This window comes from Aeromonas sp. sif2433 (genome assembly GCF_019218705.1).
GTDB lineage: Bacteria > Pseudomonadota > Gammaproteobacteria > Enterobacterales > Aeromonadaceae > Aeromonas > Aeromonas encheleia.
On record NZ_JAHUXD010000001.1, the window covers coordinates 505342 to 525437 of the forward strand.

21 protein-coding genes are annotated in these 20096 nt (G+C 60.9%); 8 read left to right on the forward strand and 13 right to left on the reverse strand.

Annotated features, from left to right (window positions below; genetic code table 11):
- The first annotated feature begins 4 nt into the window (after positions 1 to 4).
- Entirely contained in the window at positions 5 to 1318 is a 1314-nt protein-coding gene (locus tag KW825_RS02135; RefSeq protein ID WP_218328053.1) for a capsule biosynthesis protein, read from the forward strand.
- A gap of 67 nt (positions 1319 to 1385) precedes the next feature.
- Here KW825_RS02135 and KW825_RS02140 read toward each other — a convergent pair whose 3' ends face one another.
- The 4 genes from KW825_RS02140 to KW825_RS02155 form a co-directional block, all read right to left on the reverse strand.
- Positions 1386 to 2078 (reverse strand): ABC transporter permease, encoded by a 693-nt coding sequence (locus KW825_RS02140; protein WP_042651497.1) that lies wholly within the window; start codon positions 2076 to 2078, stop codon positions 1386 to 1388.
- A gap of 3 nt (positions 2079 to 2081) precedes the next feature.
- The gene (locus tag KW825_RS02145) at positions 2082 to 2822 is read right to left on the reverse strand and encodes an ABC transporter permease (RefSeq protein ID WP_042651496.1); all 741 of its coding nucleotides are present in this window, start codon (positions 2820 to 2822) and stop codon (positions 2082 to 2084) included.
- 212 nt (positions 2823 to 3034) lie between these two features.
- Positions 3035 to 3808, reverse strand: coding sequence for an ABC transporter substrate-binding protein (locus KW825_RS02150; protein WP_042651495.1), 774 nt, complete (start codon positions 3806 to 3808; stop codon positions 3035 to 3037).
- A gap of 67 nt (positions 3809 to 3875) precedes the next feature.
- Positions 3876 to 4646 carry an ABC transporter ATP-binding protein gene (locus KW825_RS02155; protein ID WP_218290287.1) on the reverse strand — a complete coding sequence of 257 codons (771 nt, stop codon included), beginning with the start codon at positions 4644 to 4646 and terminating at the stop codon, positions 3876 to 3878.
- 531 nt (positions 4647 to 5177) lie between these two features.
- On the opposite strand from KW825_RS02155, the gene KW825_RS02160 reads away from it, so the two are divergent.
- Entirely contained in the window at positions 5178 to 6080 is a 903-nt protein-coding gene (locus tag KW825_RS02160; protein ID WP_042651521.1) for a lysine exporter LysO family protein, read from the forward strand.
- Between the two features lie 126 nt (positions 6081 to 6206).
- Positions 6207 to 6812, forward strand: a complete 606-nt coding sequence (locus tag KW825_RS02165) for an ACP phosphodiesterase (RefSeq protein ID WP_218328054.1) — start codon at positions 6207 to 6209, stop codon at positions 6810 to 6812.
- A 43-nt stretch (positions 6813 to 6855) separates the two neighbouring features.
- Here the strand turns inward: KW825_RS02165 and KW825_RS02170 are convergent, their stop codons facing one another.
- Positions 6856 to 7239, reverse strand: coding sequence for a DUF2069 domain-containing protein (locus KW825_RS02170; RefSeq protein WP_042651492.1), 384 nt, complete (start codon positions 7237 to 7239; stop codon positions 6856 to 6858).
- The gene (gene arsC / locus KW825_RS02175; RefSeq protein ID WP_042651491.1) at positions 7236 to 7586 is read right to left on the reverse strand and encodes an arsenate reductase (glutaredoxin); all 351 of its coding nucleotides are present in this window, start codon (positions 7584 to 7586) and stop codon (positions 7236 to 7238) included. The genes KW825_RS02170 and arsC overlap by 4 nt, the downstream gene beginning before the upstream one ends.
- A gap of 60 nt (positions 7587 to 7646) precedes the next feature.
- Here arsC and KW825_RS02180 point away from each other — a divergent pair, with 60 nt between their 5' ends.
- The gene (locus KW825_RS02180) at positions 7647 to 8126 is read left to right on the forward strand and encodes a TlpA disulfide reductase family protein (protein WP_218328055.1); all 480 of its coding nucleotides are present in this window, start codon (positions 7647 to 7649) and stop codon (positions 8124 to 8126) included.
- Positions 8127 to 8240: 114 nt separating this feature from the next.
- Here the strand turns inward: KW825_RS02180 and KW825_RS02185 are convergent, their stop codons facing one another.
- Positions 8241 to 9695 (reverse strand): M48 family metalloprotease, encoded by a 1455-nt coding sequence (locus KW825_RS02185; RefSeq protein ID WP_371315765.1) that lies wholly within the window; start codon positions 9693 to 9695, stop codon positions 8241 to 8243.
- A 129-nt stretch (positions 9696 to 9824) separates the two neighbouring features.
- On the opposite strand from KW825_RS02185, the gene KW825_RS02190 reads away from it, so the two are divergent.
- The 3 genes from KW825_RS02190 to KW825_RS02200 all read left to right on the forward strand — a co-directional run bounded on the left by KW825_RS02190 (position 9825) and on the right by KW825_RS02200 (position 12142).
- Entirely contained in the window at positions 9825 to 10070 is a 246-nt protein-coding gene (locus tag KW825_RS02190; RefSeq protein WP_042651488.1) for a sulfurtransferase TusA family protein, read from the forward strand.
- Between the two features lie 24 nt (positions 10071 to 10094).
- On the forward strand, positions 10095 to 11162 hold the full coding sequence (locus KW825_RS02195) for an AI-2E family transporter (RefSeq protein WP_218328056.1): 1068 nt from the start codon (positions 10095 to 10097) through the stop codon (positions 11160 to 11162).
- A gap of 179 nt (positions 11163 to 11341) precedes the next feature.
- Entirely contained in the window at positions 11342 to 12142 is an 801-nt protein-coding gene (locus KW825_RS02200) for a MipA/OmpV family protein (RefSeq protein WP_042651486.1), read from the forward strand.
- 73 nt (positions 12143 to 12215) lie between these two features.
- On the opposite strand, the gene KW825_RS02205 is transcribed toward KW825_RS02200, so the two are convergent.
- The 6 genes from KW825_RS02205 to yejK form a co-directional block, all read right to left on the reverse strand.
- Positions 12216 to 13016, reverse strand: a complete 801-nt coding sequence (locus KW825_RS02205; RefSeq protein ID WP_218328057.1) for an alpha/beta fold hydrolase — start codon at positions 13014 to 13016, stop codon at positions 12216 to 12218.
- Positions 13017 to 13218: 202 nt separating this feature from the next.
- Positions 13219 to 14355, reverse strand: a complete 1137-nt coding sequence (locus KW825_RS02210) for an ABC transporter ATP-binding protein (RefSeq protein WP_218328058.1) — start codon at positions 14353 to 14355, stop codon at positions 13219 to 13221.
- A 174-nt stretch (positions 14356 to 14529) separates the two neighbouring features.
- The gene (malG, locus tag KW825_RS02215) at positions 14530 to 15420 is read right to left on the reverse strand and encodes a maltose ABC transporter permease MalG (RefSeq protein WP_033131921.1); all 891 of its coding nucleotides are present in this window, start codon (positions 15418 to 15420) and stop codon (positions 14530 to 14532) included.
- 12 nt (positions 15421 to 15432) lie between these two features.
- A complete protein-coding gene (gene malF / locus KW825_RS02220; RefSeq protein WP_042651483.1) occupies positions 15433 to 17085 on the reverse strand; it encodes a maltose ABC transporter permease MalF in 1653 nt (550 codons plus the stop codon).
- A gap of 71 nt (positions 17086 to 17156) precedes the next feature.
- The gene (gene malE / locus KW825_RS02225; RefSeq protein ID WP_042651482.1) at positions 17157 to 18338 is read right to left on the reverse strand and encodes a maltose/maltodextrin ABC transporter substrate-binding protein MalE; all 1182 of its coding nucleotides are present in this window, start codon (positions 18336 to 18338) and stop codon (positions 17157 to 17159) included.
- Between the two features lie 395 nt (positions 18339 to 18733).
- Positions 18734 to 19783, reverse strand: a complete 1050-nt coding sequence (gene yejK, locus KW825_RS02230; RefSeq protein ID WP_218290276.1) for a nucleoid-associated protein YejK — start codon at positions 19781 to 19783, stop codon at positions 18734 to 18736.
- Positions 19784 to 19856: 73 nt separating this feature from the next.
- Between yejK and KW825_RS02235 the strand changes: the two genes are divergently transcribed.
- Positions 19857 to 20084, forward strand: coding sequence for a YejL family protein (locus KW825_RS02235; RefSeq protein WP_042651480.1), 228 nt, complete (start codon positions 19857 to 19859; stop codon positions 20082 to 20084).
- Positions 20085 to 20096 lie beyond the last annotated feature (12 nt).

A 20096-nucleotide genomic window follows, 5' to 3' on the forward strand; every position in this document is an offset into this window, starting at 1 on the left:
GTACATGAAGATTTTGTTGTTGCAAGGACCGCTCGGCCCCTTCTTTAAGACCCTGAGTCAGACCCTGAGCGAGGCTGGCCACGAGGTTTACAAGATCCATTTCAATGGTGGGGACGAATGCTGGCCCTGCGTGGGCCATAACGAACGCTTCACCGGCAAGCCAGAAGCGTGGAATACCTTTTTCCGCCGTTTTATCAAGCGCCATCGCATCGACAGTCTGATCTGCTACGGCGATTGCCGCTATTACCATCAGCAGGCTATTCGCATCTGCAAGTTGAAGAAGATCGCCGTCTGGGCCATGGAAGAGGGCTATCTACGTCCCGACTATGTGACCCTGGAACCGGGGGGCGTCAATGCCTTCAGCCCGCTCTATGCAAAACGCGATAAGCTGACCGGGATACGCTGGCCAACACCGTATAAAGCACCATTACAGGTGGGCAAGACTTTCGCCCGCCGCGCCTGGTATGCCAGCCGCTACCACATCAGCAAGAGCCTGCTGCACTGGCGCTACCCGTATTTTGTCAATCACAGGCCCTGGAACCTCTATCAGGAGGCCAGGGGCTGGGTAGCGGGCGGCGTGGTGAAGTGGTGGCACAAGTGGGCCGATCGCAGCCTGCTCAAGGCGCTACCCCGGTACAAGGGGAAAATCTTCTTCGTCCCGCTGCAGGTCACCGAAGACTTCCAGATCCGGGAGCACTCCGACTTGGGCGGGGTGGAAGAGATGGTCGCCCAGGTGATGAACTCCTTTGCCCAGCATGCCAGCAGCGAGGACGTCTTGCTGTTCAAACACCACCCCATGGATCGGGGTTATGTCAGCTATCAGTCCCAGATAAACCGGCTGATGACACTGCTCGGCTTGGAGGGACGGGTGTTTTATGGCTACGAGTTGCCCCTGCCCACCCTCTATCCGCTACTCAAGGGAGTCATCACCATCAACAGCACGGTTGGTCTCTCCGCCCTGCTGCACGATGTGCCGACTTACTGCATGGGGCGCGCCCTGTACGATCTGCAGGGTCTCACCACCCGTGGCACCCTGGAGCAGTTCTGGCACAAGCAGAACCCGGTCTGTCGTAAAGCCTTCGAGCGGATGCGTCAATCCCTGCTCCATCTGACCCAGCTCAATGCCAGCTTCTATCGCCATCTGGATATCAGTGCCATGGCAGTGGTGCAGAAGATCCACCAGCACAGCGAGCAAACCGTTCCTTCCAGGCAAGGCAAGCACTCGCTGGTTTCCTCCGGCGTTGTCGGGGCCATCGGTGCGCTGAGTGCCTTGGGTTTCATGGCCGAAGAGATGCTGACACCGATGGCCATGCTGTAAGCCATTCCTACCCATAAAAAAAAGCCCGCAATATGCGGGCTTTTTTGTCTCTGCTTTATACGCTCCATTACACGGAGCGGGGGCGCAGGTGGGCGTGCCAGCGGGTCTCCCACTTCTTGAACAGCCAGACGATGACGAAGGTCAGCAGCATGTAGAGCAGGCCGGCGGTCAGGAACGCCTCGAACGGGCTGTAGTAGCGGGAGTTGATGATCCGCGCCGCGCCGGTCAGGTCGACTATGGTGATGATGCCCGCCACCGCCGAGCCCTGCAGCATGAAGATCACCTCGTTGCTGTAGGCGGGCAGCGCACGGCGGAACGAGTTCGGCAATATGATGCGGGTGAGGGTCTGCCAGCGGGTCATGCCGAAGGCGTTGGCCGCCTCGATCTGCCCCTTGGGCATGTTGAGCACGGCGCCGCGCACTATCTCGGCGGTGTAGGCACCGGTGTTGAGGGTGAACGCCAGCAGGGCACAGAACCAGGCCTCGGAGAACAGCTCCCAGGCGACGCTGTTCTTCAGCCACTCCCACTGGGCGGCGCCGTAGTAGATGATGAACAGCTGCACCAGCAGAGGGGTGCCGCGGAAGAAGTAGATATAGGCCCAGATCGGCCCCTTGATCAGCCAGTTGTGACTGTTGCGCAAGATGCCCATGGGCACCGCCAGCGCCAGACCCAGCGCGAGGGACGCCGCCACCAGCAGTATGGTGGTGTATAGGCCCTGCCAGTAGGTGGGCCACTCATCGAGAATGATTGAGAAATCCATGGCTTACCTCGTCTTTATCGCATAGTGACGCTCGGCCCACTTGAGTGCCGAGGTGGAGACCGCAGTGAAGATCAGGAAGATCAGGGCCACCGCCATGTAGAAGGTGAATGGCTGCTGGGTCGAGCCCGCCGCCAGGGACGCCTTGCGCACCATGTCATCGAGCCCGATGATGGAGACCAGCGCCGTGGTCTTGAGCAGCACCAGCCAGTTGTTGCCAAAGCCCGGCAGGGCGTGGCGCATCATCTGGGGGAACAGGATCCGCACAAACACCTGGCTAGCGCGCATGCCGAAGGCACGGGCCGCCTCCAGTTCGCCCTTGTCCACCGCCAGGATGGCGCCGCGGAAGGTCTCGGTCATGTAGGCGCCGAAGATGAAGCCGATGGTGGCCACCCCGGCCGCGAAGGGGCTGATGTCGATGTAATCGGGCAGCAGGGAGACCCACTCCTGGTTCGGATTGCTCTCCAGCAGCCAGTTATTGTAGGTCTCGTTGACCCAGGTACAGAGGTTGTTGATCAGCACCTGGCCGCCAAAGAACAGCAGCATCATCAGCACCAGATCGGGGATGCCGCGAATGACGGTGGTGTAGCCGGTGGCGATGCCGCGCGCCCACTTGTAGGGTGAGAGCTTGGCCAGCGCTCCCAGCATGCCGAGCAGCAGAGCCAGCAGCAGCGAGGCCAGCCCCACCTCCAGCGTGACCCAGGCGCCCTCCAGCAGGGAGGTTTCATATCCTTTCAAATCAAACATATGCAGCTCCATCGCAACTAATTGAGTGGGCTCGCCCTTCCCAAGCAGAGGCTCCATATCCTTTCAAATCGACCACATGCAGCTCCATTGCAACTGAGCGGGCCCGTAAACTCCCCTGGGGAGGCCACGGGCCCGAAGACTACAGACGGGGATCAAACTGTCTGGATGACTCGCCGTGAGCGTCTCATCCTGATCCGTCGTAGACGGCGTTCTTACTCGCCGTAGACGTCGAAGTCGAAGTACTTGTCGTTGATCGCCTTGTACTTGCCGTTGGCGCGCAGGGCCAGGATGGCGGCGTTGAATTTATCCTTCAGATCCTTGTCCGCCTTGCGTACCGCGATGCCGGCACCCTCGCCAAACCACTTGGGATCGGTCAGTTTCGGGCCGACGAACTCGAAGGCATCGCCCCCTTCCTTCTTCAGCAGACCGTCGCTGATGGCGGCGGAGTCGGCCATCACATAGTCAACCCGGCCGGATTTCAGATCGAGATAGGCCTCGTCTGCGGTGCCGTAGCGCTTGATGGTGGCGTTGGGGAAGTTGTCGGTGATGTAGGTGTCCATGGAGGTGGCGCGCTGTACGGCGACTGTCTTGCCGTCCATGAAGGCCTTGTCGAGCTGCACTTCGGTGCCTTTCTTGGCGGCGAAGCGGGCCGGAATGTGCTGGTACTTCTGGGTGAAGTCCACCTTCTTCTTGCGCTCTTCGGTGATGTCCATGGTGGCGATGATGGCGTCATACTTGCGTGACAGCAGCGCCGGGATGATACCGTCCCAGTCCTGCTTGATCAGGGTACACTTCACTTTCATCTCTTCACACAGGGCGTTGGCGATGTCGATGTCGAAGCCTTTCACCTCGCCACTTGGCTCGGTCCAGGAGAAGGGAGGATAGGCCCCTTCCACCCCGATCCGCACCTCTTTCCACTCCTTGGCCATCAGGCTGCCGGAACACAGAGCAGTCACCACGGCGGTCGCCAGCATCAGCTTGTTCATGTATCTCTCCTTGATAAACACGTCGATCGTTGAAAACGAAGATTGTTGAATATTGAAATCCCGCCCATCAATAGATGGAGGAGATGAATTGCTTGAATCGTTCCGACTTGGGATGGGCGAAGATCTCCTTGGGATTGCCCTCCTCCTCCACCCTGCCCTGGTGCAGGAACATCACCTTGTTCGACACGTCGCGGGCAAACGACATCTCGTGAGTGACCACCAGCATGGTGCGCCCCTCTTCGGCCAGCTCGCGCATCAGCCCGAGCACCTCCCCCACCAGCTCGGGATCCAGCGCCGAGGTGGGCTCGTCAAACAGCATCACCTCGGGCTCCACCGCCAGGGCGCGGGCGATGGCCGCGCGCTGCTGCTGGCCGCCGGAGAGGTGACCGGGATAATAGTCACGCCGCTCCCACAGGCCGACCCGGTTGAGCAGTTGCTCCGCCTTGGCGATGGCCTCGGCACGGGGCACCTTCAGCACCTGGATAGGCACCTCGATGATGTTCTGCATGATGGTCATGTGCGACCAGAGATTGAAGCTTTGAAACACCATGGCCAGCCGGCTGCGAATACGCTCGACCTGGCGCATGTCCTCCGGCAGCCGTTCACCGGCCCGGTTGGCTTTCATGCGAATCAGCTCGCCATGGAGTGATACGGTGCCGGAAGAGGGGGTCTCCAGCAGATTGATACAGCGCAGAAAGGTCGACTTCCCCGAGCCGGAGGAGCCGATCAGGGAGATCACGTCCCCCTTGTGGGCCGTCATGTCGATGCCCTTGAGCACTTCGTGGGTGCCAAAATATTTGTGCAGTTCACGAACTTCCAGTGCGGCAACGTCGCTCATCCATTACAACCTTGTCTGTCCCTAGACGCCGCTACGGCGCGACTCCACCATCGCAAATTTAACAAAAAGTTAACCGATGGCAACCTTCAGCGAAAATATCATTCAGGTAGTTAAAAAACAATACAGAACCGAGGTATTTAGTGGTTTATCTGTATTTTTATTGGCCTTGACGGTATTTTTCAGCACTTTGTCTGCATAAAATCCGCTTTTCACCACCTCTGAGATACCGCCTTTTTATACCCGGAACGCACCAGTGGCAAGAAGATTCAGCCATTTCAGTCAGAAGCCGTTCAGAGTCACTTTATTCATACCTGTTCAGTCGAACAAAACGCACTTTTTTCGAAATGGAATTGATTTCATTGGCGATGACGACCCGAGGCCAGGGCACTTCGGGAAGGGGGCTTCGCAATGAAAAGGTAACAATCCGATAAAAAAAGGGCCGAATGAAACATACAAACTCATGGATATATGACTCTTGGCCCATAAGTAGTGGTAATGTGTCGTTTTCCCAGTTTTGTGACCGAGGCCCCAATGTTGCTGAATGTGTTGCTGATCCTGCTGCCGCTGGTGATTGGCTATCTTGTCCCCCTCTCCTCCACCCGGCTCATCAAGCTGATCAATCAGTCCCTCGGCAAGATGGTCTACCTCATCCTGTTTCTGATGGGGCTGGGGCTGGCCTATGTGGAGAACCTCGGCAGCAACCTGGCGGTGATCTTCAAGGTGGCCGGGGTGATGCTGGCCGCCATCACCGCCTGCAACTTGCTGGCGCTCTGGTGGCTGGACAAGCGCAGCCCGCCGACCCACGAGGCACCCGATGCCAGGATGCCGAGCAAGCTGCATCTGTTGTGGGAGTCCCTACAGCTCTGCTTCGTGGTGCTGGCAGGGGTCGGCCTCGGCCTGCTGGTCGATCTGCGCGCCCTGCCCATCGACAAGTGGAGCGAGTGGGCCCTGATGCTGTTGCTGCTGCTCATCGGCATCCAGATGCGCAACTCCGGCATGCGGCTGCGCCAGATCCTGCTCAACCCCTGGGGCATGAAGATAGCCGCCACCGTCATCCTCAGCAGCTGGCTCGGCAGCCTGCTGGCGGCCCAGTTGCTCGACATGCCGTTCAGCCATGCCCTGGCGCTGGCCTCCAGCTTCGGCTGGTATTCGCTGTCGGGCATCCTGGTGGCCGACAAGCTGGGCCCTGTGCTCGGCTCCGCCGCCTTCATCAACGATCTGGGGCGTGAACTCATCGCCATCCTCATCATTCCCATGCTGATGCGCCGTCACCCCTCCGCCGCCATCGGCTATGGCGGCGCCACCGCGCTGGACTTCACCCTGCCGGTGATCCAGAAGTCCGGCGGCATCCAGGTCGTGCCGGTGGCCATCGTCTCCGGCTTCATCCTGAGCCTGCTCGGCCCCATCCTGATACTGGCCTTCCTCGCCATCTGAGCCGGGCCTGCCACGGCCCCTCCCTGCGCCGGCGGATCTGCCGCCAGCCCGAAGCCATAGGCAAGGGCCGGCAGATCCGCTAGGCTCAGCCACAGTCCCCCTCAGCCACGGTCAACGCCCGCCCCCATGAACTATCTGGCTCACCTGCATCTGGCCGCCCACACCCACAGCTCCCTCACCGGCAATCTGCTGGGAGACTTCGTCAAGGGACCGCTGCCCAGTGCCCTGGGTCCCGCCTTTGACGAGGGGATCTGGCTGCATCGCAAGATAGATGCCTTCACCGACGCGCATCCCGAACACAGGGCCGCCGTCGGCCGCTTCGAGGCGCCCTGGCGCCGTTTTGGCGGCATCCTGGTCGACATGCTCTATGACCACTGGCTCTGCCGGCACTGGCAGCAATTTACCGCAGAGCCCCTGCCCCGCTTCCTGAGCGAGAGCTATGGCCAACTGCTGGCGGATCACGTTCTGCTGCCGGACGGCCTGCCCCTGCCCCTGCGGCGGATGGCGGAGCAGAACTGGATCGCCTCTTACCACAGCAAAGAGGGGCTGACCCGCGCCCTCAATGGCATAGGCCACCGGCTGCGCCGCCCGCTGCCACTGGGGGAGGCGCTCAGCACCCTGGATGAGGCCAAGTGGCGAGCCTGCGAGCAGGGCTTCCTGCGCTTCTACCCCGAGCTGATCCTGTTCAGCGAGCATCAGCTGACGGCCCGTCGCCACGGCGCGCCGGCATAAAAAAACGCCCCATGCGGGGCGTCTCGTCAGGGCTGAAGCTGGCCTATTCGGCCTGATCCTTCTTCTTGCGAATGCTGAGGCCCAGCTCACGACCGCGCAGGCGGGCGTAGTAGATGGTGCCGACGAAGGCGAGCGTAGTGAACACCAACTCCACCACCGCCAGCGCGCGCTCCCCCTCGTCCGTGGTGATCAGGGTCAGGGCATGGAGGAAATAGGGCATCAGCACGAAGTTGCCCCAGGCATGGGTATAAGGGTTGCCTTGCGCTATGCCCTTGAGCGGGAACAGCAGCGGCACGGTCCAAATAACCGGCAGTAGCCAGGGGTTGAGCCCAGGGTGGGGCGAGAGCCACAGGTGCCACAGGATGACCCAGGCCAGCAGGCCGAAGAAGCCGACCAGGGTCAGCAGGCGGGCGAAGCGAGTGGTCACTTGAGGATCTCCAGCACCTGCTCCGGCGGGCGACCGATGCGGGCCTTGCCATCGCGGATGACGATGGGGCGCTCGATGAGCTTGGGGTGCTGGTGCATGGCGCTAATGAGCGCATCGCCGCTCTGGGCGGCCAGTTCCAGCTCCCGATAGAGATCCTCCTTGGTACGCATCAGCTGGCGGGGATCCTCGAACCCGAGCTGCGCCAGCAGGGTCCGAATTTGTGCCTCGCTCGGCGCCTGTTCCAGATAGAGCACCACCTCAGGGGCGATCCCGTGCTGCTCCAGCAGGGCCAGGGTTTCACGGCTCTTGGAGCAGCGCGGATTGTGGTAAATTTGGGTCTCGCTCATGGTAACTCCCTGATTGAACGCAAGATGGGACAAGAAACGGCGCTATTGTAGGGGAAACGGATGCACAGGGTAAGCGCAAGGGGACTGGAAATGAAACGAATTTGTTGGCTGTTTGTGGCCACTCTGCTGGGGGCCTGTTCGCCGCCCCCCGGCTTCACCGATGCCGCCGGCAAGCAGGTTGCGCTGGCCGAATTCGCCGACAAGCCGCTGCTGGTCAACTACTTCGCCCCCTGGTGCGCCCCCTGCCTGCGGGAGATGCCGCTGCTCGCGGCGCTGCAGCGGGAGGGCAAAATCAGGGTCATCGCCATCAACTATGATCCGGCCTCCCCCGCCGAGCTGACCGAGCTGGCCCAACGCTACCGGATTGCCGTGCCCCTGATGATCCCCCTGGATGAGGCCAGCCTGCCCTTCCCCCGTCCGAGCGCGCTGCCCACCAGCTATCTGCTCGATGAAGAAGGACGGTTGCAAGAGACCCTGCAGGGGGAGCTCGACGAAGCCAAGCTCGCCGCCCTCAGCGCCTGGGCGGCGAGAGGCCGATAGCGGCTCGGCGCTTGCCTCGTCGAGGGCATGTCGGGGGGCACAGGGCTGACCAAAAAGAGAACGGGGCGCACCCTCGCAGGCACACCCCGTTTCATTGTGCTATCCCCTGGCCTATCAGCCCTTCAGGCTGTCCAGGTCCTTCTTCGCCCGCTCCAGCTGGGTGATGCGGGCCTCGATGCGGGCCAGGGTCAGCTTGTCGCTGGTGGTGCCACGGGCCACGATCAGCTCGTCGATGGCGGCCTGATAATCCCCGCGCAGGGAGAGCGTCTCCGCCCTGGCCATGTGCAAGTCCGTCATCCGTCCGGCCTTGCGATAGGCATCGGACAGCAGGCTCCAGGCCAGGCTGTTCTCCTCGTGCTCCCGGGCATAGGGGTCGAGGATGGCGATGGACTTCTTGTAGTTCCCCGCCTCCAGATAGGCGTTGCCGAGGTTGACCACCACCACCTCGTTGTCCGGCATGCGGGTGCGGAACCGCTCCAGCCGGGCGATGGCCTGGGCGCTGCGCCCCTTGGCGAGATCGATGTCGGTCAGGGCATCCACCATGAACAGGTCTTCGGGATGGCGCGCCGCCAGCTGCTGCATCAGGGCATCGGCCTCGTCGGTGCGCTTGAGCTGCAACAGCACCAGCGCCTTGCCGTAGAGGGCGGCATCCTTGAGGGGATAATCCCCCTTCTGCAACCGGCTGTCGAAGTAGGTGAGCAGCCCCTGTGGGCTCTCAGTGCCGTAGCGCACCTGGATGCGCACCTTGGCCAGCCAGAAGTCGAGGCTGGGGGGCAGGGTCCGTTGCCCATAGCTGCTGGCACGGGAGCGGGCCTCGCTGATCCGGGTCTCGGGCAGCGGGTGAGTGAGCAGCATCTCAGGCGGCTTGCTGGCGTAGCGGTACTCGGCCGCCAGCTTCTGGAAGAAGGTGGCCATGCCCATGGGATCGAAACCGGCGTCATACAGGGTCTTCATGCCGATCCGGTCCGCTTCGTATTCGTTGTCGCGGGTGTAGTTGATGGCCGACTGCATCGACAGGCCGAGCGTCGCCTGCAGGGCGGCGATACCGGCGGTGGGGTTGATCACCGCGAGTGCGATGGAGCCCACCAGACCGGCCAGGGTCATGGCCGAGCTGCTGGCCTGCGCCTCCATGTAACGGGCGATGTGGCGCTGGGTCACGTGGGTGATTTCGTGGGCCAGCACCGAGGCGAGCTCGCTCTCGCTGTCGGCGTAGAGGAACAGCCCGGTGTGCACCTTGACCCGGCCCCCCAGGAAGGCGGCCGCGTTGATGCTGGGGTCGTTGATGAGGAAGAAGGTAAACGGGAAACGTACCCCATCGGCGTTGGTGAGCAGGCGCTGACCCAGATCATCGATATACTCGCTCAGCACGGGATCGTCGATGATGGGCAAGCCCGCCCTGGCGAAACGCATGAAGGCATTGCCATAGCGCACTTCCTGCTCGATGGGCAGGGCTGCAACTCCGGCGGTACCGATGTCGGGCAGCTGGTTGCTCGCCTGGGCATGGAAGGTGGCCCCCATCAGGGAAACCAGCATGGGAAGCGATGCCATCAAGGGGGAAAAACGGGCCACGTTATCTCTATCTCCATCGGAAAAGGCTCTGGCAGAATACCCTTGCCTATCAAGGCTCACAAGCGTTGTTTCATACTGGTATCACGGCCATAATGGCGGCCACTGCGCGCGATGGAGCCTCCCCTTAATATGGAACAGCAATGGGAACAGCTCGACCTGACCCCCTGGCGTTGTCCCGAGCCCCTCATCCGGCTCAAGCTCTGGCTGCGCCGCGCCCAACCCGGCCAATCCCTGCACATCCTGCTGGGAGATCCCGGCTCAAGACAGGACATACCGGCCTGGCTGCGTCGCCAGGGCCATCAGGTTCTGCAACTGCAGGAGTCCGAAGCCTGCCTCTCTTTGCAGCTAGTCGTCGGGGTCATGCCGTCGTCATGATCCCAGTAATGTAAGGAAGCTCCGATGTTAGAAGTCTTGAAGCGCTGGTATCAGACCCGTTTTTCCGATCCGGCTGCCGTCACCCTGTTCCTGCTGCTGGTGTTCTGCTTCGCCGTGCTCTGGCTGTTCGGCGATCTGCTGGCGCCGCTACTGGTGGCGCTGGTGATGGCCTATCTGCTGGAGTGGCCGGTGATCCGGCTGCAACGGGCCGGGCTCTCCCGCACCCTGGCCACCAGCCTAGTGCTGCTGCTGTTCGTCGCACTGACCACCATGGCCCTGCTGGGGTTGATCCCGACCCTGGTGAGCCAGGGCATCAACCTGGCCAAGGAGGCGCCCGCCATGCTGGCCCACGCCCAGGACTATGTGCGTGGGCTGCCGGATAAATACCCCGACGTCGTCGACATCAGCCTGGTCGAGACCCTGATCGACAACATCCGCCAACGCATCCTGACCGGCGGCGAGCAGCTGGTGAGCGCCTCCCTGAGTTCGCTGGTCAATGTAGTCGCCATCCTGATCTACGTCATCCTGGTGCCGCTGATGGTGTTCTTCATGCTCAAGGACAAGCAGGTGCTGATGGGCAGCCTGCGCCGCTTCCTGCCGCGCAACCGCACCCTGGTCAACCGGGTCTGGGTGGAGATGAACGATCAGATCATCAACTACATCCGTGGCAAGGTGATCGAGATCCTCATCGTCGGGGTGGCCACCTACATCCCCTTCGCCCTGATGGGACTGCGCTACTCGGTGCTGCTGGCGGTGGCGGTCGGCCTGTCTGCGCTCATCCCCTACATAGGGGTCGCGGTGGTGACCATCCCCGTCGCCATGGTGGCCCTGTTCCAGTGGGGGCTGACCCCCGACTTTGCCTGGCTGATGGTGGCCTATCTGGTGGTACAGGGTCTGGATGGCAACCTGCTGGTGCCCCTGCTGTTCTCCGAGGCGGTCAACCTGCACCCGGTCGCCATCATCATCGCCGTGCTGGTGTTCGGCGGCCTGTGGGGCTTCTGGGGGATCTTCTTCGCTATTCCGCTCGCGACCCTGGTCAAGGCGGTGCTCAATGCCTGGCCCAAGCGGGACGACTCCATCCCGGCCGCCTGATCATCTTCCTCAGGTTTGCCGCGCAGCCGATCGGTGGCAAGCTATGATAGTGAGGACGCAAGCCCCTTAGAGGCCGGTGATGAGCAGTATCGGCCGCTGATGAAAGCACGCTATCATGCTCGGCCAGGCCCCACAGGGATGTGGCCAATACGACCTGTTCACCATGCTTTGGAGAGACGATGACACCAATCCGTCAGCTTGCCGCCACCTGTTCCCTCTTGCTGTTGCTTTCCCCCGTCGCCCGGGCCGAGGTCGATCTCGGTTCACTCGATATCTTCGTGCAGGACAGCCCGACCAGCCCGGTGCCCAAGGGGCTGGTGCTGGGCGGCGCCGTCATCGGCGGCAATGCCCGCTATCAGGGCCAGGACGATACCGCCCTCGCACTGCCCGGTTTCATCTACTTTGGCGAGCAGTTCATGTTCCTCGGGGACAGGGCCCGCTACTACTTCCACAAGGATGACAGCTTCGCCGCCTACGGTTACGGCAGGGTGCGCTTTGGCAACCTGGACCCCGACGATGCCCCCGAGCTGGCGGGCATGGAGGAGCGCGAGTGGGAGCTGGAGGGTGGCGTCGGCGCCAGCCTGATCACCCCCTATGCCCTGCTCAGCACCCGGCTCAGCACGGACGTCACCGGGACCAGCAACGGCCAGGAGCTGCTGCTGTGGGCCGACTTCCCCATACTGCGGGACAAGCTGCTCATCATGCCCGGCATGGGGGTGATGATCCGCAGCAGCAAGCTGGCGAACTACTACTTTGGCGGCGTCTCGGGGAACGAGGCCACGGCGCAGCGTCCCGAGTGGGACACCGGCACCACCTTCTCCCCCATGGCCGCCCTCATCACCAGCTACCGCTTCAGCCCCCACTGGATCGGCATGTTTGCCGCCAACTACGAGTTCTATGACAAAGACGTCGCCAACAGCCCCATAGTCCAGCACGATGGGGAGCTCTACGCCGGCTTCGCCGTGGGTTACATCTGGTAGGCCCCACCGTCGGCCAGCAAAAAGGGAGCCCAAGGCTCCCTTTTTTACTGTGGCCCTCAGCGACCGGCCGTCATCACAGGCTGGCCAGAAACTCGGCCAGCGCCCGGTTGACGAACTCGGGATTCTCCAGGGTCGAGATATGGCCCGCGGCCGGGATCTCCTTGAAGGGGCAGGCCAGCGTCTCGGCCATCAGATAGCCTTCCAGCACGGGGCGGGCCTTGTCCTCACAGCCGGTCATCACCAGGCTCGGCACCGTGATCTCTTCGAGCCACTCCATGCGATCCTCGCGGGTCACGAAGCTGCGCCCCACCGCCACCAGGCTCGCCACCTTGTCCGCTGGCCAGCTGGCGAGGCGTGCCTTGAAGCCCGCCATCAGCGCCGCATCCGGTTGATGGGCGAAGAACAAGGGCGCCACCTGCTCCACGATGGGCGCCGGTATGCTGCCAAGCTGCTCGATGGCGGCGAGCATGGCGAGATAGCGCTCGCAGGGGATCTGGGGCTCCCAGCCGACGAAGCTGTCCATCAGCACCAGTCCCTTGAGGCGCGTAGGCGCCAGCCTGGCCAGCTCCACCCCCCACATGCCGCCGATGGAGAGCCCTACCAGCACGAACTCATCCACGCCGAGGGCATCGAGCAGGGCCAGGTGATCCCGGGCCAGGGTCGCCAGGGTACAGGGCCCTTCCGGCAGCGCATCGGAGTCGCCGTGCCCCCACAGCTCGGGCACTACGCAGCGGTACTGCCCCTTGAGGGCGGCCACTTGCGGCGCCCACATGGCACTGTCCCACAGATAGCTGTGGCCAAACAACAGGACCGGGCCCTGGCCCTCGTCCAGATAGGCCAGCTGACGACCTGCTATCTCCATCAATTGTTTCATGTTTTCTCCTGTTGCCGGCAAACGGGGCGGCAGTGTAGCACGACCCTGTTGGCCCTGGCCTCCCCCACCGCAAGAGGACGCCGCCCGTGACGCAGAAAGCACCAGGCCATCGCTCGCCACGGATTTGCCGAGTGCCGGGCAATAAAAAGCCGGTCTGATGACCGGCAAAAAGGCATTGAATACAAGGAAAACCTGGGCGCCCTCAGGCGCGGATATATTTCGCCGTGCGCGGGAAGGCCTGCTCCCTGGCATCGAACAGATAGCACGCCTCGGCCGGGATGCCGACGCTGTACTGCTGGCCGGTGGCCACGTCGATATCTGAGTGCGCCTTGACGGTGAAGTCGTGGCCATCCACGTCCATATAGACGAAGGACTCGGCCCCCAGATGCTCGGCCACCTGCACTATGCCGGTCACCTTGCTGTGGGCATGGGGGTGATCCAGAGTCACCAGATGCTCGGGGCGCACCCCCAGCTCGACCTTGTCACCGACCGCGCCGCTGCGGGCATCGATCCGGGCACGCACGGTGTCGCCTGAGGTCAGCCGAACCACACACTCCTGCTCGCCTATCTCCTGCAGCTCGCCCGCCAGGAAGTTCATCTTGGGAGAGCCGATGAAGCCCGCCACGAACTTGTTGTCCGGGTTGTGGTAGAGATCGAGTGGCGTACCGAACTGCTCCAGGTTGGTCTCGGCCTCGCCCTTGAGCGGGCTCAGCACCACGATGCGGTTGGCCAGGGTCATGGCCTCCACCTGATCGTGGGTCACGTAGATGATGGTGGAGTTGAGCTCCTTGTGCAGCTTGGCGATCTCGATGCGCATCTTGACCCGCAGCGCGGCATCCAGGTTCGACAGGGGTTCGTCGAACAGGAACACCTGCGGCTGCTGCACTATGGAACGACCTATGGCCACCCGCTGGCGCTGACCGCCGGAGAGTGCCTTGGGCTTGCGGTCCAGCAGCGGCTCAAGCCCCAGGATCTCGGCGGCGCGCATCACCCGCTTGTGGATGTTCTCCTTGTCCATCTTCTTGAGCTTGAGGCCGAAGGCCATGTTCTCGTAGATGTTCATGTGCGGGTAGAGGGCGTAGGACTGGAACACCATGCCGACGTTGCGCTCCACCGGCGGCACGTCGTTCATGTAGCGGCCGCCTATGGTCAGCTCACCGCTGGTGATGTCCTCCAGGCCGGCGATCATCCGCAGCAGGGTGGACTTGCCGCAACCGGACGGGCCGACGAAGACGATGAACTCCCCTTCCTTGATGGCCAGGTTGATGTTGCGCAGCGTGTCCTTGTGGACCGCCGGATCGTAGTTCTTGCGAACGTTGTTGAGTACTACTTCAGCCATGACGAGCTCCGCTCTTGAATCTTTGCAAATCGTGATGGCGGGGGGAGCCTGCTCCCCCGGCCACAAACCTTAACCTTTGACGCCACCGGCGGTGAGACCGCCTACCAGCCAGCCCTGTGATAGACCAGCAGGAACACCTTGGTGTTGGCGGCGTGGCACATGCGGCAAGCACACTTAACCTTTCACCCCGCCAGCGGTGAGACCGCCCACCAGCCAGCGCTGAGCCAGCAGGAACACCACTGTGATGGGCAGACCGGACAGCACGGCGGCGGCCGCGAAGTCACCCCACAGATAGTTCTGCGGATAGAGGTATTGCTGGGCACCGACCGCCAGGGTCAGGTTGTTCACATCCTGCAGCAGGATGGAGGCCACGGGCACCTCGGTGATGGTGCCGATGAAGGCCAGAATGAATACCACCGCCAGGATGGGCACCGACAGGGGCAACAGGATCAGGCGGAAAGCCTGCCACGGGGTGGCGCCGTCGATGGCCGCCGCCTCCTCCAGGGAGGAGTCGATGGTCTCGAAGTAGCCCTTGATGGTCCAAACGTGCAGCGCTATGCCGCCCATATAGGCCAGGATCAGGCCGCCGTGGGTGTTGAGACCCAGCCAGGGGATGTAGTCACCGATCTTGTTGAACAGCGCATAGATGGCCACCAGCGCCAGCACCGCCGGGAACATCTGGAAGATCAGCATCCCCTGCAGGATGGTCTGCTTGCCACGGAACCGCAGGCGGGCAAACGCATAGGCACAGGTGGTCGACAGCGCCACTATCATCACGGCGGTGATGCCCGCGATCTTGATGGAGTTCCACAGCCAGGTCAGCACCGGGAAGGGTGGCGGCGTGATGCTGCCATCGGCGTTGGTGATGGACATGCCCAGCGCCAGCTTCCAGTGATCCAGGGTCGGATCGGAGGGGATGATCTCCCCCACCGAGAAGTTGCCGTTACGAAACGAGATGGCGATAACCATGATCACCGGGAAGATGATCAGCGCCAGGAAGCCCCACATGACCAGGTGGGTTGCCCACACCCGGTATTTGACTGACTTGGGTTGTACGATTGCCATTTAGAAGCCTCCTTACAGTTGCTTGTCGGCTTTGGACAATTTCAGGTTGAGCAGTGCGAGCGCGCCGACGATCAGGAAGATGGCGGTGGCGATGGCACTGGCCAGACCGTAGTCCTGACCACCCGAGCCCTGGAACGCGATCCGGTAGGTGTAGTTCACCAGCAGATCGGTGGTCCCGGCGGGCGTACTGGCCCCTATGATGTCCGGCGCCCCGTTGGTCAACAACTGGATGAGGACGAAGTTGTTGAAGTTGAACGCAAAGGATGCGATCAGCAGCGGCGTGAGCGGCTTCATCAACAGCGGTACCGTGATCTTGAAGAAGTTCTGTACCGGACCCGCACCGTCCATGGCCGACGCCTCGTAGAGGTCCTCCGGGATCGCCTTGAGCAGCCCCATGCAGAGGATCATCATGTAGGGGTAGCCGAGCCAGGTATTGACGATGAGGATCATCACCTTGGCCAGGAAGGGGGTGGTGTACCAGTCCGGCTTGATGCCGAACGCCGCTTCCAGGAACAGGTTGATCTCACCGAAGTTCTGGTTGAACAAGCCCTTGAACACCAGGATGGAGATGAACGCCGGGATCGCATAGGGCAGGATCAGCATGACCCGGTAGAAGCCGCGCCCCCTGAGTTGCTCCCACTGCACCAGACAGGCCATCACCATGCCGATGGCCAGGGTGAAGACGACCGAACAGGCGGAGAAGATCACGGTCCAGACGAAGATCTGCATGAAGGGACCCTGGATGCCCGGGTCTGTCATTATGCGGGCGAAGTTCTTCCAGCCCACGCTCACCACGAAACCGGGGGCCATGCCCTTGCCGACAAACTGGCCATCGGCATCGATGTACTGGTAGAAGCCGGTGTCACCGTTGGGCAGCATCAGCTCGCCACTCTGGTTGTCACGCAGCAGATTGCTGTCCTTGATCACCACCCCGGACTTGAGCACGGCGCCGTCCACCAGCTGGGTATAGAGCGGCTTCTGGGCGGCAAACTTGCGCAGGCTGCTCATGGTCAGGTGGATCTTGCCATCCGGCAGCACCAGATCCAGCGCATTGAGGTTGGTACGGTGATCGACGATGGCCCGGATGGGTGCCGCCTGGCCGACGGACTCCCCGTTCAGGGGCTGCAACTGAACAACCTGGACGCCATCCTGCACCTTGCCCTCGCGGACGGCCTGGGTGCGAGCCTGGTTATTCAGCAGGGTAAGGGGTTGACTGATAAAGGATTGGTCGTCCTGTTGCAACAGCAGCTGAAACTGATTGTTCTCACCACCCAAGAGGGTGAAATCGAATTCACCGCCGGTCACCTTGTAGCTTTTTTTCAGATGGTATTCCCGTGCCTGCTCGAGGGAGAGCAGGTTGGCACCCGAGTAGTTGGTGAAGGCGATGCCGATCGTGTAGGCAAGAGGGAAGATGATAAAAACAACCATGCCAGCCACACCGGGGAAGATATAGCGGTGGGCATAGGTCTTCTTGTTCATGAAGACATACAGACCGACGGAGACCACCACCAGATCGAGCAGAGCGAATACCCACTCACCGCTGGCGTACATCATCACGGCTGCATAACCGTTGAGGATGGCTACCAGGGCTGCGAGGGTCCACTTAAGCCAGGTGTGCTTATCCTTCGGACCGGCATAGGATTCAATAGAAGGTACTACTTCCATGCCAATTAACCTTTATAACGCCAAGAGAGATTTGAGAGAGTGGGAGGCCCGAAGGCCTCCCTGGTGCGTGCTTACTGAACGATACGCTTGGCAGCGGTATCCAGGGCTTCATCAACGCTCTGACGGCCAGAGGTGACGTTCTTGAGGGCAGTTTCGAAGGAGGACCAGAAACGGCTCATCTCAGGCACGGACGGCATCGGCTCGCCATTCTGGGCGTTCTGCATGGTGGCCTTGATGTTCGGATCCGATTCCAGGGTCTTCTGGAAGGACTTCAGTGCCACGGCACCCAGCGGCTTGTCGGCGTTCACCGGCGCCAGACCGGCATCGGTCAGCAGGTAGTTCTCGAGGAACTCGATGGCCAGATCCTTGTTCGGGCTGGCGGCGTTGATGGTCGCGCCCAGCACGCCGACGAAGGCCTTGGCCGGCTTACCCTTCAGGGTCGGCAGCGGCGCTACGCCGTACTTGATGCCGCTCTTGTCCAGGTTGCTCCAGGCCCAGGGGCCGTTGATCATCATGGCCACTTCGCCCTTGTTGAACTTGGCATCCATGACACCGTAGTCGATGCCCTTCTCCAGGTGACCGGACTTGATCATCTCGGAGATGTAGCCGACGCCTGCCTTGGCACCCGCGTTGGCCACGCCGGTGTCTTTCACGTCATAACCGGTGGCGGTCTTCTTGAAGGCATAACCACCGTTGGCGGCCACCAGCGGGTAGCTGAAGTAGGGGGTGTCATAGGCCCACATGATGGCGCGCTTGCCACTCTTCTTCAGGTCTTCGTCGATCTTGGCGATCTCTTCGAAGGTCTTCGGCGGATTGGGCAACAGATCCTTGTTGTAAATCAGGCTGACGGCTTCGACCGCGACCGGGTAACCGTAGGTCTTGCCATCGACGGTCATGGCATCCCAGGCGAACTGCTCGAACTTGGCCTTCTCGGCGGCGTTCGGGGTCACGGGGACCAGCAGACCGGCCTTGACCCACTCACCGTAACGGTCGTGAGCCCAGAAGAAGATGTCCGGACCGTTGCCGGTGGCGGCAGCTTGCTGGAATTTCACCTCGACCTGATCCGGGTGAGCGACGGTGACCTTGATGCCGGTCTCGGCTTCGAACTTCTTACCTACTTCGGCCAGGCCGTTGTAGCCCTTGTCACCGTTGATCCAGATGGTCAGTTGACCTTCGTCAATCGCAGCAGTGGCTGAGCAAGCCACGCCCAGAGTAGCCAGACCGATCAGGGATGACAGCAATTTCTTTTTCATGAGCCTTTCCTTGTATTAGTTCCGCGCTGTAAGAGCATTGTGTGCGAGATGAATATTATCCCAAGCCGCCACCGCCTCACATGACACGCCTCGCATTTTTGAAATGCAATTACGTATTTTCTTCCAGAAAGTTCTGAAAACATTTTCTTATTTCAGGAGGTTAGGGGGATTTATTGGCATATTTTTGGTTGTTGACCGAAAAATAATTACCAAACAGAAATAAATTTACACCATTGAAAGGGGTTTCACTCCAATGAAAACCCTTTCATCCCCATTATTCTGTGCAATGTGTTAACAAAGTACCGAGTCGGTTTCCATGCACGCCAACCCCTTAAATAAAAAGACACCACAGCGGGCTGTGGTGTCTTTTTAGCAAAAATGGAGCCTGGATCACATTATGACTGACGCAGCAGCTGATCCTTGAGGTTGGGCGGCACGCCACGAATGGTCAGGGTATCGGTCTGCGGATCGTAAAAGATGCGGCTGTTCAATAACTTCTGCTCAAAACTCAGGGTCAGACCGCCGCCGGAGCCGACAAATTTGGTCAGCCCACGCAGGGTGGAGCGATCGGCCGGGAAGCGCTCTTCCAGCTCATATTCCTGGCCGAGGAAGCTATAGAAGTCGAGATCGCCCTCTCCCGGCAATTCGGCGGAGAGCTCCTTGATCTCTATCTCCTCGCCGGCGCTGGCCTGCTCGGTGCAATATTTGAAGACCTGCTTCTTGTAGTCATTGCGTTCGGCGGGTTCGAGCTGACGGCTGTCGCAATAATCGTCCACCGCCTGCAACAGGCCTTTATTCTGCACCTTGGCATCCATCCCCTCGCGGGCACCCAGCAGATCCAGGAAGAAGTCCCCCAACTTGCGGCCGACCCGCCCCTTGCTGAAGGTGATATAACGGCGGGATTCCGGCTGGGTTTTCCACTCGGTCAGATCGATGCGGGCCACCAGGTTGAGTTTGCCGATATCCAGGTAGTGAATATGGCGCAGGTCCAGCGCCTCGCTGACGGTGACGCTCTCCTTGCCTTCCAGCAGGGCAATCATCAAATAATCGACGCCGACATAGTTGTACTTGGCAAACAACAGCACCCCTTGCTCATCCAGGGCGTGCTCCACCAGGTTTTTCACCAGCAACTGGGTCATGGTCACCGAGAAGGGGACAAATTCGGTCTGCTCGCCGAGCAGTTGCTCGAGGGCGATGCGAAAGGCGGGAGAGGGCTGTTTCGGGGCGTCTTCGCCGTCGGCCAGCTCGGCAACGGCCGTTTCCGGGTCGGCAAAGAAACCGAAGCCCTTGCCGCCCTTGCCGTTATAGATGCGATGCAGTTCTGCCATCAGCCCTTGCACCGCCTCGTCGGCAGGCAGGGTCTGGCTGCGGGTGTCGGCGTGCGGTTGACCATCGTTGCCCTGGCGCAGGGAGTGAAGAATGATCTTGTCGATATCGAGACTCATGTCACAAAGCCATAGTGTTAGCCGAAAGGGTGAAGTATTATAAGGCGCTTTGAACCGAGATGAACTGAAGATTATGCCCATCGTATCAAAGTACACAAACCAGCAATTTGATGACCTGATGAATGACCTGATCACCGTACTGGAGAAGCACAAAGCGCCAGTCGACCTCAGCCTGATGGTGCTGGGCAATCTGAGCACCAACATCATCAACAACATGGCTCCGGCACAACGTCAGGCTATTGCTGAAAAATTTATCCAGGCTCTGACTTCTTCGGTCGACAATCGCCACGACGCACATTGAGTCGCCGACTTT